Genomic DNA, 16,930 nt, shown 5'->3' on the forward strand with positions numbered 1-16,930 from the left:
GGGGGTCGGTCGGGTTCGTCCGGGCGGGGTGAGCCGTCAGTTGCCGAAGGCCATCATGGTCTTCGTCTCCAGCTCTTCCTTGTCGTTGCTCGCGCTGACCCGCCCGCTCGTGATGAACGAACGCCCGTCCGCGTAGAGGATCTTCGGGTTGTAGAAGGAGCGCTCGATCTCCGAGGTGGAGTCCGGGTGCTTGAGCACCGTCTTCGGGCTGCCGCCGGCCGGGGAGAGGGTCGCGATGCCGCCGCCCTTGCTGTAGCCGCCTTCGACGTAGAGCACGATGTTGCCGCCCTCCATGCCGAGCGGCTTCATGGTCTCCTCGGCGGGGGCGTCCGCCTTCCACTTCGTCCTGCCGGTGTTCAGGTTGAACGCGACGACCTTGTTGGTGCGGGCGGAGCCGCTCGAGTCGTCCGTCGTGGACATGTAGAAGGTGTTGGCGTCGGCCGCGACGCCGGTGCAGCCTGGAGCTGCTGGCCGAAGATGGAGAAGCCGCCGCCGCACTGCGGGGAGAACTTGTCGCCCTTGTCACTCTTCAGCTGGGAGCGCAGCGTGCCGTTCTCGCGGAGCGCGACAACGGTCCACTTCTTGTCGTCGCTGTCGCCCTTGGTGAAGGAGACGATGAGCGGGCTCACCGAGTAGACCTTGTCGACCTCCCAGCCGCGCGCGGCCTTGTAGGTCCACTTCGCCTTGCCGGTGTTCGGGTCGAGCTCCTCGATCTCGTGCTGCGGGTTGTCGAAGTCGTCCGTGCGGCAGTTGACCGCGGCGATGAGCTTGGGGCCGCCGGCGAAGGCGAACGGCTCGCAGTTGCCGCCCCGCTTGCCGAAGACCTCCTTGCCGTCGCTGACCCGGTAGGCGTTGGACGTGCCGGTGCGGCCGGCCGTGACGGTGTCGCCGCTGATGGCCATGGAGAGGTCGGACATCATGTCGAAGAGGCTGCTCTTCTTGACCTCCTTCTTCCATCCGGCCTTGCCCGTGTTGAGGTCGATCTGCTGGAGGGCGGAGCAGTCGGCCTTGTCGGTGGTGCCGTTCTTGATCGCGATGACGATCTTGCCGTCGGCGGTGGTCTGCTCGGGCGCGGAGCAGATGTCGGCGGGCAGCTTGAGCGTCCACGCCTGCTTGCCGTCGGCGACCGAGTAGCCGGAGACCGTGCGGTACATGCCCTTGACGATGGTGTCGCCGGCGATCCAGGGACCGTAGACGGTCGCGCCGTTGCGCGGGAGGTCGACGTCGTTCTTCTGGAGCCAGAGGACCTTGGCCTCGCCGTCCTTGCGGCCGCTGTTGAGGTCGTCGTCCTCCTCCCGGCCGGTGCCGTTGCCGTCGCCCTGGTCGACGGAGGCCGACCCGGACGGCTTCGCGACCTGCTCGCTCTTCTTGGCGACCGGCTTGTCGTCGTCGCCGTCGCCCCCGCTCGTCGCGAAGTACACGCCGCCGCCGATGACCAGGAGCGCGGCGACCGCGGCGCCGATGATCATGGCCGGCTTGCGCTTGGACGGGCCGCCGCCGCCGGGGCCGGGCGGCACGGGCACGCCGGGCTGCTGCTGCGGCGGGAAGCCGTAACCGGCCTGCGGCTGCTGGCCGTACGGACCCGGCTGCTGCCCGTACGGACCCGGCTGCTGGTTGTACGGGCCCGGCTGCTGCTGCCCGTAGGGGCCGGGCTGCTGCGGCTGGCCGTAGGGGCCCGGCTGCTGCTGCTGGCCGTACGGGCCGGGCTGCTGCGGGTAGCCGTAGCCCGGCTGCGGGGTCGGCGGCGCGGCGGGGGCCTGGGGCGGCGCGGCGGGCGGCGGCGGAGTCTGCGGCGGGCCCTGGGGCGGCTGCGGTACCCCGTGCGGCGGCTCCTGCGGAGCGCCGAAGCCTCCCTGCGGCGGTTGCTGTCCGGGCGGCTGGGTCATCAGCGCGTCCCCCTTCGTGCGGTCCGGTGCCCGTTCCGGACTCCCCCGCGATCCCGCCGGCACCCCGGGGCAAGACCCCCTGGACCACGGCGGAATGGAGCGAATCGGGCATGGATCCCGCAGTGTCACGTCAGTCGAGCGGGACTTCTTTGTACCACCCGTCCGAGGGCGCCCTCCGGTTCGGTCCGCCCCTGTTCCCAAGGGAGGACCGGGCCGTGATGCCGTCGTGATGCTTCGGGCCGTCAGCCGCCGAAGACCACCATGGAGCGCATGTCCACCTCGTCGTCGCCGCTGATGCCGCTGATCCGTGTCTGCGTCAGCAGGGTGCGTCCGCCGGTGTACACGATGCGCGGTGCGATGAAGTCGCGTTCCAGGCCGACGCCCGACACCGGGTGGCGCAGCACGAATTCCGGGGTGCCGCCGGTCGCGGGCAGGGTGGCGATCCCGCCGCCCCTGCCCTTCATCGCCTCCACGTACATCAGCAGCTTCCCGCCCTCGGTGCGCAGGGGGACGGCGGTCTGTCCGCCCGGGCCGCCGGCGGACCAGCGGAACGTGCCGGTGGCGAGGTCGAACGCGACGATCTTGTTGCCGTGACCGGCGACCGCGTCGGTCCTGGTGCTCATGTAGAAGGTGTTCGCGTCGGCGGCCACGCCCACGCAGCCGTCCAGGTTCCGGCTGAGCGACGTCAGGTCCTCGTCGCACTTGACCTGGTAGTCGCCCGGTCCGCCGGAGAGCTGGGAGCGGTAGGTGCCGTCGGCGTTGAGCACGAGGATGGCCCACTTGTCCGGCCGCTTGAGCGAGACGACCAGCGGGCTGACCGAATAGATCTGCCCGACCTCCCAGTCCTTCTTGAGCTTGTACGCCCACAGGGTCCTGCCGGTGGCAGGGTCGATCCGCTGGAGCTGCTGGTCCTTGTACTCGTCGTCGGCGGTGTGGCAGCTGACCGCGGCGATGGCCACCGGTCCGCTGGCGAGGCCGAACGGCTGGCACCTGCCGGGCCGTTCGCCGAAGAGCGGCTTGCCGTCGCTGACCCGGAAGCCCTCGGTCCGGCTGGTGCGGCCGACGGTGACGGTGTCGCCGTTGGTGGACATCGCAAGGTCGGAGAGTCCGTCCCAGACCCCCTTGCGGACGTACGACTTGCGCCAGCCGGCCGTGCCGGTCCTCAGGTCGACCATCTGGAGGGTGTCGCAGTCGGCGCCCTCGGTGGCGTCGTGCCTGAGCCCGAGGACGATCTTGCCGTCGGCGGTGGGCTGCGAGGGGGCCGCGCACATCTGGGTGGGAAGCCGCAGGCTCCACCGGACGGTGCCGTCGGAGACCGAGTAGCCCGAGACCGTGTGGAACATGGCCTTGGCGACGGTGTCCCCGGCGAACCAGGGACCGAACACGTCCGAGCCGTTGCGCGGCAGGTCGATGCCACCCCTCTGGATCCAGGCGACCTTCGCCTCGCCGGGCCTGACCCCGGCGTTGATGGCCCGGGCCTGCTCCTCCGGGCCGGCCACCGGCTTCCCGGTGGCGCCGCCCTTGGTCGGGGACGGCGCCACGGTGGGCTTCGCGGAGCGGGTCGGCCCGGCGAGGGGCTTGTCGTTGCCCCCGTCGCCGCCGGTGGCGAACCAGATCCCGCCGCCCGCGAGGAGCGCCACGGCGACCACGGCCCCGACGATCTTCGCGACCCGGCCCCGCGGCCCGCCGGGCGCGGGGCCGGCGTACTGCTGCTGGGTGGGCATGTGGTGCAGCCCCGGCTGCGTGTACGGGCCGGGCTGCTGGTCGTACGGGCCCGGCCGGGGCTGTCCGTGACCCTGTGGCGGGCAGCCGTAGCCGGCCGGGGCCGGCGGCTGGGGGTACGGGCCGGTCGCCGGATCGTACGGTGCTCCGAACTCGCCCTGCGGCGGCTGCTGTCCGGGCGGCTGGCTCATCGGACCCGTCCCCCTGCGGTGTAAGTGGCGCGGTCCTGGCCCGCGCCGGGCAAGCGTTCTTTGTACCACCCGCCCCACACGTGACGACGGTCAGGCGTCCTCGGCCAGTTCCAGCCAGCGCATCTCCAGCACGTCGCGTTCCGCGACCAGTTCGCGCAGCTCCGCGTCCAGCTTCGCCACCTTCTCGAAGTCCGTGGCGTTCTCGGCGATCTGGGCGTGCAGGGTCGTCTCGCGGGTCGACATCTTCTCCAGCTGCCGCTCGACCTTCTGGAGCTCCTTCTTGGCCGCGCGGGCCGCCTGCGCGGAGACGGCGGGCACCGGGGCCGCGGTCCGCGCGGCGGCCGGAGCGGTCGCGGGGGCGGACGTCTCGGCCTGGCGCTGCCTGCGCTCCAGGTACTCGTCGATGCCGCGCGGCAGCATCCGCAGCGAGGCGTCGCCGAGGAGGGCCATGACCCGGTCCGTGGTGCGCTCGATGAAGAACCGGTCGTGGGAGATCACGATCATGGAGCCGGGCCAGCCGTCGAGCAGGTCCTCCAGCTGGGTCAGGGTCTCGATGTCGAGGTCGTTGGTCGGCTCGTCCAGGAAGAGCACGTTGGGCTCGTCCATCAGCAGGCGCAGGATCTGGAGCCGGCGCCGCTCACCGCCGGAGAGGTCGCCGACGGGCGTCCACTGCTTCTCCTTGGCGAAGCCGAACTGCTCGCAGAGCTGTCCGGCGGTCATCTCGCGCCCTTTGCCGAGGTCCACCCGGTCCCGCACCTGCTGGACGGCCTCCAGCACGCGCAGGTTCGGGTCCAGCTCGTGGACCTCCTGGGAGAGGTAGGCGAGCCGGACGGTCTTGCCGACGACGATCTTCCCGGCGGCGGGCTGCACCTCGCCCTCGGTGCGGGCGGCCTCGGCGAGCGCCCGCAGCAGCGAGGTCTTGCCGGCGCCGTTGACCCCGACCAGGCCGATGCGGTCGCCGGGGCCGAGCTGCCAGGTCAGGTGCTGGAGCAGGGTCTTGGGGCCGGCCTGGACGGTGACGTCCTCCAGGTCGAACACGGTCTTGCCGAGCCGGGCGTTGGCGAACTTCATCAGCTCGCTGGTGTCGCGCGGCGGCGGCACGTCCGCGATCAGCTCGTTGGCGGCCTCGATGCGGTAGCGGGGCTTGGCGGTGCGGGCGGGGGCGCCCCGCCGCAGCCAGGCCAGCTCCTTGCGCATCAGGTTCTGCCGCTTGACCTCCTCGGTCGCGGCGATCCGCTCCCGTTCGGCGCGGGCGAACACGTAGTCGCTGTAGCCGCCCTCGTACTCGTGCACCGTGCCGCGCTGCACGTCCCACATGCGGGTGCAGACCTGGTCCAGGAACCAGCGGTCGTGGGTGACGCAGACCAGCGCGGAGCGGCGGGCGCGCAGATGGCCGGCGAGCCAGGCGATGCCCTCGACGTCGAGGTGGTTGGTCGGCTCGTCCAGGACGATCAGGTCCTGCTCGGCGATGAGCAGTTTGGCCAGCGCGATCCGGCGCCGCTCGCCGCCGGAGAGCGGGGCGATGACGGTGTCCAGGCCGTTCTCGAAGCCCGGCAGGCCGAGCCCGCCGAAGAGGCCGGTCAGCACGTCGCGGATCTTGGCGCTGCCCGCCCACTCGTGGTCGGCGAGGTCGCCGATCACCTCGTGGCGGATGGTGGCCTCGGGGTCGAGCGAGTCGTGCTGGGTGAGGACGCCCAGCCGCAGGCCGCCGCTGTGCGTGACGCGGCCGGTGTCGGCATCCTCCAGCCGGGCGAGCATGCGGATGAGGGTCGTCTTGCCGTCGCCGTTGCGGCCGACGACACCGATCCGGTCGCCCTCCGAGACGCCGAGGGAGACACCGTCGAGCAGGGCACGGGTGCCGTAGACCTTGCTGACCTGCTCGACATTGATGAGGTTGACGGCCACGAACGCTCCAGCTAAGAGGAAGACTCCGGTCTTCCAGCGTAGTCGCCGCCGCACGGACCTCCGTACGAGCGCCCGTACGCCCCGGTGTACCTTGCGCGCAAACGATCAAGAGGCGGGGATGGCCATGACACGTCGTACGGTTCGCGGGCTGGTGCCCGTCCTGCTGGCCGCGTCCGCGCTGACCGGCTGTTCGTCGGACGCGGATTCCGACGAGGCCGCGAAGCCGGAGAAGACCGCGGCGCCCGCGGTGAAGACCGCGGCCAAGGGCGGCACGGTCGGCGGCGCCGGCTCCGGCTGCGAGCTGCCGGTGACGTTCGACCTGGCGGAGGACTGGAAGCCGGAGGCCGTTCTGCCGGTCGACCCGGACTCGGAACTGGGCGGCTTCCTCACGCAGGGCCCGGTCGACCTGGTCTGCGAGATCGACGCCAAGCCGGCCGGGCACATCGGGTTCCTGCGGGTGTGGCAGGGGAAGGGCGGGAACGCCTCGCCGCGCGCGGCGCTGGAGGGCTTCGTCAAGGCGGAGGAGAACACGTCCGAGGTCACGTACACCCGGCTCACGGCGGGGAAGCAGGCCCTGACCGAGGTGACCTACACCTTCCGCAGCCCGCTCATGGACGGCCCGCGCCTCACCCACGCCTTCGCCCTCGCCACCCCCGACGGGCCGGTCGTGGTCCACCTGGGCGGCCTGGACACGGACGAGCACGAGGACATGCTGCCGGCGTACGAGCTGGCGAGGAAGTCGGTACGGGTGGGCTGACCTCCCGACAACGCGGCGAGCGTGCGTGCCAGGCGCCGCCGGACAGGCGGGACTTGCGAAACACGTCCTAGAGGACCGTCGCCCCCCGGGCCGGGGACACCGCCGTCCGCGCCGTGCGGCAGGTCCCCGAGGCGGTGAGGGCGGCGGCCACCGCGTGGGCCGCCGCCTCGTCCTCCGCGAGGAACGCGGTCGTCGGGCCCGAGCCGGAGACCAGGGCCGCGAGCGCGCCCGCCTCCGTGCCCGCCGCCAGGGTCGCGGCGAGGGAGGGGCGCAGGGCCAGCGCGGGGGCCTGGAGGTCGTTGCCCAGGGTGGCGGCCAGGGCCTTCGGGTCGCCGGACCGCAGCGCGTCGAGGAGGGCGTCCGATGCCACCGGTTCCGGGACCCGGGTGCCCGCCGTGAGGCGGTCGAACTCGCGGTACACCGCCGGGGTGGAGAGCCCGCCGTCGGCGACCGCGAACACCCAGTGGAAGGTGCCGCCCACCTCGACCGGGGTCAGCCGCTCGCCCCGGCCGGTACCGAGCGCGGCGCCGCCGACCAGGCTGAACGGCACATCGCTGCCCAGCTCGGCGCAGAGGGCGAGCAGCTCCTCGCGGGGCGTGCCGGTCCCCCACAGCGCGTCGCAGGCCAGCAGGGCGCCGGCCCCGTCCGCGCTGCCGCCCGCCATGCCGCCTGCGACCGGGATGTCCTTGTCGATGTGGATGTGCACGTCCGGCGCGATGCCGTGGCGCGCGGCCAGCGCGGACGCCGCCCGCGCGGCGAGGTTCGACGCGTCCAGCGGGACCTGCGCCGCGTCGGGCCCGGAGCAGGTGACGCGCAGGCTGTCGGCGGGGGCGACGGTGACCTCGTCGTACAGGCCGACGGCGAGGAAGACGTTGGCCAGGTCGTGGAAGCCGTCCGGGCGCGCGGCGCCGACCGCGAGCTGGACGTTGACCTTGGCGGGGATCCGTACGGTGACACTCACTGCGCGCTCCCGGTCTCGGCGGCCGGCTCGTTCGGGCCGGCGGGCTTGTTCTCGGCGACCGCCGCGAACTCCTCGATCGTCAGGGACTCGCCGCGCGCCTGCGGCGAGACGCCCGCCGCGACCAGCGCGGCCTCGGCGGCCGGCGCGGAACCGGCCCAGCCCGCGAGTGCCGCGCGCAGCGTCTTGCGGCGCTGGGCGAACGCCGCGTCCACCACCGCGAAGACCTCTGCCTTGGTCGCGGTCGTCGCCACGGGTTCGCTGCGGCGCACCAGCGAGACGAGCCCGGAGTCCACGTTCGGCGCGGGCCAGAAGACCTTGCGGCCGATGGACCCGGCGCGCTTGACGTCCGAGTACCAGTTGGCCTTCACCGAGGGCACGCCGTAGACCTTGTTGCCCGGCCGGGCGGCCAGCCGGTCCGCGACCTCCGCCTGCACCATGACGAGCGTGCGCTCGATGCTGGGGAACCGGTCGAGCACGGTGAGCAGCACCGGCACGGCGACGTTGTACGGGAGGTTGGCGACCAGTGCCGTGGGCGGCGGGCCCGGCAGCTCGCGTACGAGCATGGCGTCCGAGTGCACCAGCGCGAAGCGGTCGGCGCGGGCGGGCATCCGGGCGGCGACGGTGGCGGGCAGGGCCGCCGCGAGTACGTCGTCGATCTCGACGGCGACGACCCGGTCGGCGACCTCCAGCAGCGCGAGGGTCAGCGAGCCGAGGCCCGGGCCGATCTCGACCACCACGTCGTCCGGCCGGACCTCCGCCGTCCGCACGATCCGGCGGACCGTGTTGGCGTCGATGACGAAGTTCTGCCCGCGCTGCTTGGTGGGGCGTACGCCGAGGGTGTCGGCGAGTTCGCGGATGTCTGCGGGGCCCAGGAGGGCGTCGGGCTCAGTGGTGCTCACCTGTCAAGCGTACGGGGCCCCGCAGGGGCCCCCGCTCAGTAGTCGAACGCCCTGGCCGTGTTGTCCGCGATCGCCTCCGCGAGCACGTCCTCGTCCAGCCCCTTCACCGCCGCCATCGCCCGCAGCGTCACCGGGATCAGGTACGGCGCGTTGGGCCGCCCCCGGTACGGCGCCGGCGTCAGGAACGGGGCGTCCGTCTCGACCAGGACCAGTTCCAGCGGGGCCACCGCCAGCGCGTCGCGCAGCGGCTGGGCGTTCTTGAAGGTCATGTTCCCGGCGAACGACATGAAGTAGCCGGCCTCCGCGCAGACCCGGGCCATGTCCGCGTCGCCGGAGTAGCAGTGGAAGACGGTCCGCTCCGGCGCCCCCGCGTCCGCGAGGATGCGCAGGACGTCCGCGTGGGCCTCGCGGTCGTGGATGACGAGGGCCTTGCCGTGGCGCTTGGCGATCTCGATGTGGGCCCGGAAGGACTCCTCCTGGGCGGCCATGCCCTCGGGGCCGGTCCGGAAGTGGTCGAGGCCGGTCTCGCCCACCCCGCGCACCTGCGGCAGCGCGGCCAGGGCGTCGATCTCGGCGAGCGCTTCGTGCAGCGCGCCGGTACCGCCCCCCTCGCGCGCCCCCTGCCGCGACCACCCGTCGGGATCACCGTGCACGATGCGCGGCGCCTCGTTGGGGTGGAGGGCCACCGCCGCGTGCACGTTCGCGTGCGCGGCGGCGGTCTCGGCGGCCCAGCGGGACCCCTTCACGTCGCAGCCCACCTGCACCACGGTCGTCACGTTCACCGCGGCGGCCCTGGCCAGGCCCTCCTCGACGGTGCCGTCCTGCATGTCCAGATGGGTGTGCGAATCGGCGACCGGCACCCGGAGGGGTTCCGGCAGGGGCGGGGCTTCGGTGCGGCTCATGGCCACGATCGTACGAGGACCGGGGCGGTCCGCCCTACTTCCGGAACGGGTGCAGGAGGTCGGAGAGGTGCCAGTGGTGGCCGGCGGACGGGGCGACGGTGGCGGCCACGGGCTCCTCGGCCGGCTCCTCCGAAATCAGTGGCCCGGCGGCGGGCTGGGACCGGTTCTGGTTGTACAGGAAGCGCTGGATGTTGGAGACCCGGCCGGCCCGCATGATCCGCACGACGTGCCCGCCGCAGTTGGCGCAGGTGGGGGTGGAGAGGGGCGAGGGCACCCGTTCGCCGTCCGCCAGGTAGGTCACGTAGGCGTGGCCGGACGCGTCGACGTGGTGCTCTATCTCGTACGCCTGCTCCCAGCCGTGTCCGCACCTCATGCAGGCGAAGGCGTATGCCTCGTGTGCGGTGGCTGCTGTGATGTCGCTCACGCCTGCTCCTCTTGTCCGTCGGACAAGCACTCCGGGGAATGCGCCCTGCCTTCCAGTGGACGCCTTCTCCGGCGGGAGCGCACCGGGCCCTGTCGAGTGTTGGAGCGGTTTTGGGCTTCTCGTGGACAAAGAGGCCGGTACGCGGCTCCCGCTTTGCTTTTCAGGTTAGTCCTTTGCCGTCCGCATGGCCGGTCCGAGCAGCATTCTTTGCCGCGACGACGGCGTCGAACACCTCGCGCTTGGGCAGGCCCGCATCGGCGGCTACGGCGGCGATCGCCTCCTTGCGCCTCTCCCCCGCCTCCTCGCGCACCCGCACCCTGCGCACCAGCTCGTCGGCGTCCAGGTCCTCCCCGCCGGACGGCGCGCCCTCGACCACGACGGTGATCTCACCGCGTACCTGCTCGGCGGCCGACCAGGCGGCGAGATCGCCCAGCGGACCGCGCTTGACCTCCTCGTACGTCTTGGTCAGCTCGCGGCACACCGCGCCCCGCCGCTCCGCGCCGAAGACCTCGGCCATCGCGGCGAGGGTGTCGTCCAGGCGGTGCGGGGCCTCGAAGAAGACCATCGTGCGGGGCTCGCGGGCGACCTCGCGCAGCTTGGAGAGGCGTTCGCCGCCCTTGCGCGGCAGGAACCCCTCGAAGCAGAACCGGTCCACCGGCAGCGCGGACAGGGCGAGCGCGGTGAGCACGGCGGACGGGCCGGGCACGGCGGTGACCTTGATGTCCCGCTCCACGGCGGCGGCGACCAGCCGGTAGCCCGGGTCGGAGACGGACGGCATCCCGGCGTCCGTGACCAGCAGCACCCGGGCTCCGCCGGCCAGCGCCTCCACGAGTTCGGGCGTGCGGGCGGACTCGTTGCCCTCGAAGTACGAGACGACGCGTCCCGTGGTGTGGACGCCGAGCCCCTGGGTCAGCCGGCGCAGCCGTCGGGTGTCCTCCGCGGCGATGACGTCGGCCGCCTCCAGTTCGGCGGCGAGGCGGGGCGGGGCGTCCGCCAGGTCGCCGATGGGGGTCCCTGCGAGCACGAGCGTTCCAGTCGTTCCAGTCACAAGCCCCATCCTCCCGCACGGGGAGCACCGCTCCCACAGACGTGTTCCCTACGATGGCGCGGTGACGAGTACTGCGCCCGAAGCCCGGCAGGGCGAAGACGCCGGGGAACAGCACGGCCCGGAGACGACCTCCTGGCAGCGGCGGCTGCGCCGCTTCGGCCATTCCCCGCGCCCGGGAATCGGGTTGCGGGAGCGGCTGATCCCGCCGTACACACGGCCCGGGAACCAGCTGTGGGCGGTGCTCGGCGTGCCGCCGCTGCTCGCGGAGCGGCTGGTGCGCTGGTCGGCGTGGGGCGGTCCGCTGCTGGTCGCGGCGGTCGCGGGGGTGCTGCGCTTCTGGAAGCTGGGCAGCCCGCACGCGGTGATATTCGACGAGACGTACTACGCGAAGGACTCCTGGGCGCTGATCAACCAGGGATACGAGGGCGCGTGGCCCAAGGACGTCGACAAGCTGATCCTGAACGACCCCTCGCAGGTGGCGGTGCCGACCGACCCCGGGTACGTGGTGCACCCGCCCGTGGGCAAGTGGATCATCGGCCTCGGTGAGCAGATGTTCGGGTTCACGCCCTTCGGCTGGCGGTTCATGGTGGCCGTGCTCGGCACGCTGTCGGTGCTGATGCTGTGCCGGATCGGCCGCCGGCTGTTCCGCTCGACGTTCCTCGGCTGCCTGGCGGGCGCGCTGCTCGCGGTGGACGGGCTGCACTTCGTGATGAGCCGCACCGCGCTGCTCGACCTGGTGCTGATGTTCTTCGTGCTGGCCGCGTTCGGCTGTTTGCTGCTGGACCGCGACTGGGCCAGGGCACGGCTCGCGGCGGCGCTGCCGGTGGACGAGGAGGGCGTGCTGCGCCCGGACGCGAGGGTCGCGGAGACCCTGCGCCTGGGGTGGCGGCCGTGGCGGATCGCCGCCGGTGTCTCGCTGGGCCTCGCCGCCGCCACGAAGTGGAACGGCCTGTACATCATGGTCGCGTTCGGCCTGATGACGGTGTTGTGGGACGTGGGCGCGCGCCGCACCGCCGGGGCCGTGCGCCCGTACACGGCGGTGCTGCTGCGGGACGTGCTCCCGGCGTTCGTCTCGGTGGTCCCGGTCGCGCTGGTCACGTACCTCGCGTCCTGGACGGGCTGGATCGTCCGGAACTCGCCGGACCGGCACGGCTACTTCCGGGACTGGGCGACGACCGACGGCAAGGGCGGCAACTGGACCTGGCTGCCGGACTGGCTGCGCAGCCTGTGGCACTACGAGCACCAGGTGTACGACTTCCATGTGCACCTGACGTCCGGGCACACGTACCAGTCCAATCCGTGGAGCTGGATCGTGCTGGGCCGGCCCGTCTCGTACTTCTACGAGGAGCAGAACGGCTGCGCGGAGTCGGTGACCGGGAAGTGCTCCCGCGAGGTGCTGGCGATCGGGACGCCGCTGCTGTGGTGGGCGGCCTGCTTCGCCCTGGTGTACGTGCTGTGGCGCTGGGTGTTCCGCCGCGACTGGCGGGCGGGCGCGATCGCGTGCGGGGTGGCGGCGGGGTGGGTGCCGTGGTTCCTGTACCAGGAGCGCACGATCTTCCTGTTCTACGCGGTCGTGTTCGTGCCGTTCCTGTGCCTGGCGGTGTCGATGATGATCGGCGCGATGCTGGGGCCGGCGGCGGAGACGGGGCCCCGGTACGAACTCGGGCTGGCCAAGCCCGATCCCTCGGGGGAACGGCGGCGGACGCTGGGGGCGGTGGCGGCCGGTGTGCTGGTGCTGCTGATCATCTGGAACTTCATCTACTTCTGGCCGCTGTTCACGGGGACGCCGATCCCGGAGGACTCCTGGCGCGACCGGATGTGGCTGGACACCTGGATCTGAGGGGCCCGACCCCACCATTCACGCCAAGTCCGCCTCCATTCATGCCATGTCCGCGTCGCATTCCGATAACAACCGGTACTCCCGTCACCGCGGTCCCGTAGGGTGCCCCGTACAACGTTCTTGAACGTGTTCAAGAAGCTCCGGGGGATGGGGACAGCAGGGAATGCGCAGTGGAGCGAAGGTAGGCATAGTCGGCGGGGTGTTCGCGCTCGTCCTGGGCGGGGTGGGCTACGGGGCGTACAACATCCTGGACGGCCTCGGGGACAGCGGTGTCGGCGGCGGTACGAGCACGGCCGCCGACTCCTCCGAGGTGAGGTCGGGCCCGGTCACCGGGGAGGAGATCGCCGACACGTCGAAGAAGTTCCTCGCCGCGTGGGCGGAGGGCGAGGCGGCGGCCGCGGCGGCGCTCACCAACAACAAGGCCGACGCGGAGACCGCGTTGACCGGTTACAGCGACACGGCGCACGTCACCAAGGCGGTGATCACCCCGGGCAGGGCGGCGGGCTCGACGGTCCCGTACACCGTGAAGGCGACGGTCTCGTACAAGGGCGCGACGAAGTCCTGGTCGTACGCCTCGAAGCTCACCGTCGTACGCGGACTGACCACCGGGCGCCCGCTGGTCGACTGGGAGCCCTCCGTCATCCACCCGGACCTCGCCAAGGGCGAGTCGCTGGAGACGGGCGAGTCCTCCACCGCGTCGATCGAGGCACTCGACCGCAACGGGCAGGTGCTCACCAGGGAGAAGTACCCGTCGCTCGGCGGCATCCTGGACGAGCTGCGCAAGAAGTACGGCGAGGAGGCCGGCGGCACGACGGGCATCGAGACCTGGATCAACAGCGCGAACGCCGACGGCGCGGACAAGACGCTGCTGACCCTGGTCAAGGGCAAGTCCGGCAAGCTGCGGACGACGATCGACGCGAAGATCCAGGCGGCGGCCGAGCGGGGCGTGAAGAAGTTCGCGGAGGCGTCGGTCGCCGCGGTCGAACCGTCGACGGGGGCGATCCGGGCCATCGCGAACAACCGGGCCGACGGCTTCGACGCGGCCCGGAAGGGCAAGGTCGCCCCCGGCTCCACGATGAAGATCATCACCGCCGCGATGATCATCCAGAACGGCCTGGGCAGTGCGAACGCCCCGGTCAAGTGCCCGTCGTCCGTGCCCTGGCTGGGGGTCACCTTCCACAACCTGAACAACTTCTCGATGCCGAGCGCCACGCTGAAGACGGCGTTCGCCCGGTCCTGCAACACCGCGTTCATCAAGCCGGTGCTGCCCCTGGGCGACAAGCGCGACACCGCGCTGGGCAACGAGGCCAAGCAGTACTTCGGTATCGGCCAGAACTGGCAGTCGGGCATGGTCACGGTCGACGGCAGCGTCCCCGCGTCCCAGGACGCCGAGACGGCCGCCTCGTTCATCGGCCAGGGCAAGATCGAGATGAACCCGCTCAACATGGCCTCGGTGACCGCCACCGCGGTGAAGGGCCGGTTCCTGCAGCCGTACATCGTCCCCAAGGACCTGGACAACCGGACCTTCGCCGTCGCGAGCCCGCTGCCGCCCGGGGTCTCGTCGCAGCTGACGGAGATGCTGCGCTACACCGCGACCGCCCCCGAGGGCACCGCGACCGAGGCCATGGCGAACGTGCGCGGCGACAAGGGCGCCAAGACGGGCTCGGCGGAGATCGACGGACACGCGACCTCCGACAGCTGGTTCACCGGCTTCAGCAACGACCTGGCCGCCGCGGCCCTGGTCCAGTCCGGCGGCCACGGCGGCGACGCGGCGGGCCCGGTCGTCGCGGAGGTCCTGCGGGCGGGGTCGTGAGCCCGGCTCAGTAGCCCACCGTGAAGTGCCGCTCCCCGCACGGCCGTTCCAGCTCGTCCAGGACCGCCGACGCCAGGTCCTCCGCCGAGATGCGGGACGTGCCGTCCTCCGTGGTGAGGAGGGTCGTCGTGCCCCGGCGGTACGCACCCGTGCGGGGGCCCGGCTCCAGGACGGCCGGCGGGCTCAGGTAGGTCCAGTCGGCCTCGTGCGCCCGGCAGGCGGCGAGCTGGGCGGCGCCGGCGGCGGCCACCGCGCGCCACTGGGGCGGGACGTACGCGGGGTCGTCCAGCACCAGCCGCCCCGGGTGCCCGGGGACCGCCAGCGGGCCCGCGCCGCCGATCACCAGGGCGCGCGTCCCGGTCTTCGCCGCCGCGTCGAGCAGCGCGGTCGTCGTCGCCGTGATCGTGTGCTCGCGCCCCACGGGCGGGCGGGTCGCGGCCACCACGGCGTCGACACCCTCGAACAGGGCGCACATCGCGTCGGTGTCGTCCGCGTCCCCCGCCACCGGGGTGACGCCGGGCGGCAGGGTGTCCGGGCGGGTCGAGCGGTACACCGCGAGGAGCGCGTGGCCCCGGTGCGCGGCTTCGGTGACGACGCGGGAGCCGGCCATGCCTGCGGCCCCGAGAACGGCGATCCTCATCGAGAGGTCCTTTCCGGTACGGGAGTGGGGAGGACGACAGGGGCGCGGCCCGGGAGCTGGCCCCCGACGATCGACGCCAGGGCGAGCGCGAAGCCCGCCAGCTGGACCGGGCCGAGGGTCTGGCCGAGGACGAGCGCGCCCAGGCCGGCCGCGACGAGCGGCGAGAGCAGGCCGAGGACGGCGACCGAGGTCACCGGCAGCGCGCCGATCCCCCGGAACCACAGCGCGTACGTGAGCAGCCCGCCGATCAGGCCCAGCCAGAGGTAGCCGAGCGCGGCGCGGCCGTCGATCGCGGGCGGCGCGCCCTCGGCCAGGAAGGCCACCGGCGCCAGGAAGAGGCCCCCGGCGGTGAGCTGCCAGCCCGTGAAGGCGAGCGGGCCGACGCCCTCGGGCCGCCCCCACCGCTTGGTGAGCGTCACCCCGAGCCCCATCGTGACCGCCCCGGCGAGACCGGCCGCCGCCCCGGCGGCGTCCAGCCCCGCCCCGGGCCCGATGACCACGAGACCGACGCCCAGCACCCCCGTAACGCCCCACAACAGGGGCCGGACGGAGAAGGGCCGGCGCAGGACGGCCACCGCGAGGACGGCGACGACGAGCGGCTGCGCGGCGCCGAGCGTGGCGGCCACACCGCCCGGCAGCCGTTCCGCCGCGATGAACAGCAGCGGCAGGAAGAGCCCGATGTTCAGCACCCCGAGCACCGCGGCCTTCCCCCACCAGGCGCCGCGCGGCAGCGTGCGGGTGACGGCGAGGGCGAGGAGACCGGCGGGCAGGGCGCGCAGGAGACCGGCGAACAGCGGGTGTCCGGTCGGCAGGAACTCCGTGGTGACGATGTAGGTCGTGCCCCACACCGCCGGAGCGAGCGCGGTCAGGGCGGTACGGGGCAGCGCCCCGGCAGCCCCCCGCGTGGGTCGGCTTGTCATGTCTCGAAGTCTCGGGCCGGAGCCATTGATGAGTCCAACACATGCTCATCACCTCATTGATCTCGATCCGCGATGAATGGACGATGCACCCATGGAGCTTCAGCAGATGCGTTACGTGATCGCCGTGGCCGAGACCGGCAGTTTCACCCGGGCTGCCGGGCGGTGCCTCGTCGTGCAGTCGGCCCTGAGCCATCAGATCGCCCGTCTGGAGCGGGAGCTGGGCGGGCGGCTCTTCGAACGGACCACCCGCCGGGTGCGGCTCACCCCGGCCGGTGAGGCGTTCCTGCCGGCCGCCCGCCAGTGCCTGGAGGCCGCCGACCGCGCCGCCGCCGAGGTCGCGGCGGCGGTCGGCGAGGTGCGCGGCCGGCTCGCGGTGGGCCTGATCCCGACGGTCACCGCCGTCGACATCCCGGCCGCCCTGGGCGACTTCCGCCGGAGCCACCCCCACGTCCGCGTCAGCCTGCGCGTGGGCGCCAGCGACGAGCTGGTCGAGCAGGTCCGCGAGGGCACCCTCGACGTGGCCTTCCTCGGGCTGCCCGCGAGCGCCGGGCCGCGGGGCGTCGGCCGCCACGAACTGGCCCGCGACCGGCTCGTCGCCGTGGTCGCCCCGGACCATCCGCTGGCCGGGGCCCCCTCCGTGGACCTGCGGAGACTCGCCTCCGAGGTGTTCGTGGACTTCCCGGCGGGCACGGCCGGACGCGCCCAGACCGACCAGGCGTTCGCCGCCGCCGGACTCCTCCGGGACGTCGCCTTCGAGGTCACCACCGCGGACTACATCGCGAGCCTCGTCGCCCCCGGCCTGGCGGTGGCGATGCTGCCCCCGGCGTACGCCGACCGGCTCCCCGGCATCGTCGCGGTCGAGGTGTCCGACGCGCCGGTCCGCGTCCAGCACGCGGCCTGGAGCCGCTCCGGCCGCACCCCTGCCACAACGGCGTTCCTGGGGGTGCTCGGCATCCCCGTAACGGACGGCGACGGCTCATGAAGGGACGACACGAAGTATTGACACGCTCTTGTCAGGGACG

The 16,930-nt window shown here is 72.7% G+C and carries 13 protein-coding genes and 1 pseudogene; 4 read left to right on the top strand and 10 right to left on the bottom strand.

The window, feature by feature from the left end; translation table 11 throughout:
• Positions 1 to 36 precede the first annotated feature (36 nt).
• The 3 genes and pseudogenes from ACN6LM_RS08400 to ACN6LM_RS08410 all read right to left on the bottom strand — a co-directional run bounded on the left by ACN6LM_RS08400 (position 37) and on the right by ACN6LM_RS08410 (position 5,704).
• A pseudogene (locus ACN6LM_RS08400) lies at positions 37 to 1,886 on the bottom strand (outer membrane protein assembly factor BamB family protein).
• Between the two features lie 242 nt (positions 1,887 to 2,128).
• Positions 2,129 to 3,799: an outer membrane protein assembly factor BamB family protein gene (locus tag ACN6LM_RS08405; RefSeq protein ID WP_445064643.1), complete on the bottom strand. Its 1,671-nt coding sequence runs from the start codon at positions 3,797 to 3,799 to the stop codon at positions 2,129 to 2,131.
• Between the two features lie 90 nt (positions 3,800 to 3,889).
• Positions 3,890 to 5,704: an ABC-F family ATP-binding cassette domain-containing protein gene (locus ACN6LM_RS08410; protein ID WP_445064644.1), complete on the bottom strand. Its 1,815-nt coding sequence runs from the start codon at positions 5,702 to 5,704 to the stop codon at positions 3,890 to 3,892.
• Between the two features lie 118 nt (positions 5,705 to 5,822).
• Here ACN6LM_RS08410 and ACN6LM_RS08415 point away from each other — a divergent pair, with 118 nt between their 5' ends.
• A complete protein-coding gene (locus ACN6LM_RS08415; RefSeq protein WP_445064645.1) occupies positions 5,823 to 6,461 on the top strand; it encodes a lipoprotein in 639 nt (212 codons plus the stop codon).
• A 67-nt stretch (positions 6,462 to 6,528) separates the two neighbouring features.
• On the opposite strand, the gene ACN6LM_RS08420 is transcribed toward ACN6LM_RS08415, so the two are convergent.
• The 5 genes from ACN6LM_RS08420 to rsmI form a co-directional block, all read right to left on the bottom strand.
• On the bottom strand, positions 6,529 to 7,422 hold the full coding sequence (locus ACN6LM_RS08420) for a 4-(cytidine 5'-diphospho)-2-C-methyl-D-erythritol kinase (RefSeq protein ID WP_445064646.1): 894 nt from the start codon (positions 7,420 to 7,422) through the stop codon (positions 6,529 to 6,531).
• Positions 7,419 to 8,321, bottom strand: coding sequence for a 16S rRNA (adenine(1518)-N(6)/adenine(1519)-N(6))-dimethyltransferase RsmA (gene rsmA, locus ACN6LM_RS08425; protein WP_445064647.1), 903 nt, complete (start codon positions 8,319 to 8,321; stop codon positions 7,419 to 7,421). Before rsmA ends, ACN6LM_RS08420 begins: the two co-directional genes overlap by 4 nt.
• Before the next feature lie 35 nt (positions 8,322 to 8,356).
• Positions 8,357 to 9,223 carry a TatD family hydrolase gene (locus ACN6LM_RS08430; RefSeq protein ID WP_445064648.1) on the bottom strand — a complete coding sequence of 289 codons (867 nt, stop codon included), beginning with the start codon at positions 9,221 to 9,223 and terminating at the stop codon, positions 8,357 to 8,359.
• 34 nt (positions 9,224 to 9,257) lie between these two features.
• Positions 9,258 to 9,647, bottom strand: coding sequence for a hypothetical protein (locus ACN6LM_RS08435; RefSeq protein ID WP_445064649.1), 390 nt, complete (start codon positions 9,645 to 9,647; stop codon positions 9,258 to 9,260).
• A gap of 160 nt (positions 9,648 to 9,807) precedes the next feature.
• Positions 9,808 to 10,704 (bottom strand): 16S rRNA (cytidine(1402)-2'-O)-methyltransferase, encoded by an 897-nt coding sequence (gene rsmI, locus ACN6LM_RS08440; protein ID WP_445064650.1) that lies wholly within the window; start codon positions 10,702 to 10,704, stop codon positions 9,808 to 9,810.
• Between the two features lie 52 nt (positions 10,705 to 10,756).
• On the opposite strand from rsmI, the gene ACN6LM_RS08445 reads away from it, so the two are divergent.
• Entirely contained in the window at positions 10,757 to 12,535 is a 1,779-nt protein-coding gene (locus ACN6LM_RS08445; protein ID WP_445064651.1) for a dolichyl-phosphate-mannose--protein mannosyltransferase, read from the top strand.
• Positions 12,536 to 12,698: 163 nt separating this feature from the next.
• Positions 12,699 to 14,348: a penicillin-binding transpeptidase domain-containing protein gene (locus ACN6LM_RS08450; RefSeq protein WP_445064652.1), complete on the top strand. Its 1,650-nt coding sequence runs from the start codon at positions 12,699 to 12,701 to the stop codon at positions 14,346 to 14,348.
• A gap of 7 nt (positions 14,349 to 14,355) precedes the next feature.
• Here the strand turns inward: ACN6LM_RS08450 and ACN6LM_RS08455 are convergent, their stop codons facing one another.
• Together ACN6LM_RS08455 and ACN6LM_RS08460 are read right to left on the bottom strand one after the other, a co-directional pair.
• Positions 14,356 to 14,988, bottom strand: a complete 633-nt coding sequence (locus ACN6LM_RS08455) for an NAD(P)-dependent oxidoreductase (RefSeq protein WP_445064653.1) — start codon at positions 14,986 to 14,988, stop codon at positions 14,356 to 14,358.
• Complete coding sequence (locus ACN6LM_RS08460; RefSeq protein ID WP_445064654.1) at positions 14,985 to 15,908, bottom strand: EamA family transporter; 924 nt, start codon at positions 15,906 to 15,908, stop codon at positions 14,985 to 14,987. Before ACN6LM_RS08460 ends, ACN6LM_RS08455 begins: the two co-directional genes overlap by 4 nt.
• A 91-nt stretch (positions 15,909 to 15,999) precedes the next feature.
• On the opposite strand from ACN6LM_RS08460, the gene ACN6LM_RS08465 reads away from it, so the two are divergent.
• Positions 16,000 to 16,890 (top strand): LysR family transcriptional regulator, encoded by an 891-nt coding sequence (locus ACN6LM_RS08465; RefSeq protein ID WP_445064655.1) that lies wholly within the window; start codon positions 16,000 to 16,002, stop codon positions 16,888 to 16,890.
• Positions 16,891 to 16,930 lie beyond the last annotated feature (40 nt).

It is taken from the genome of Streptomyces sp. SAS_281, assembly GCF_052542855.1.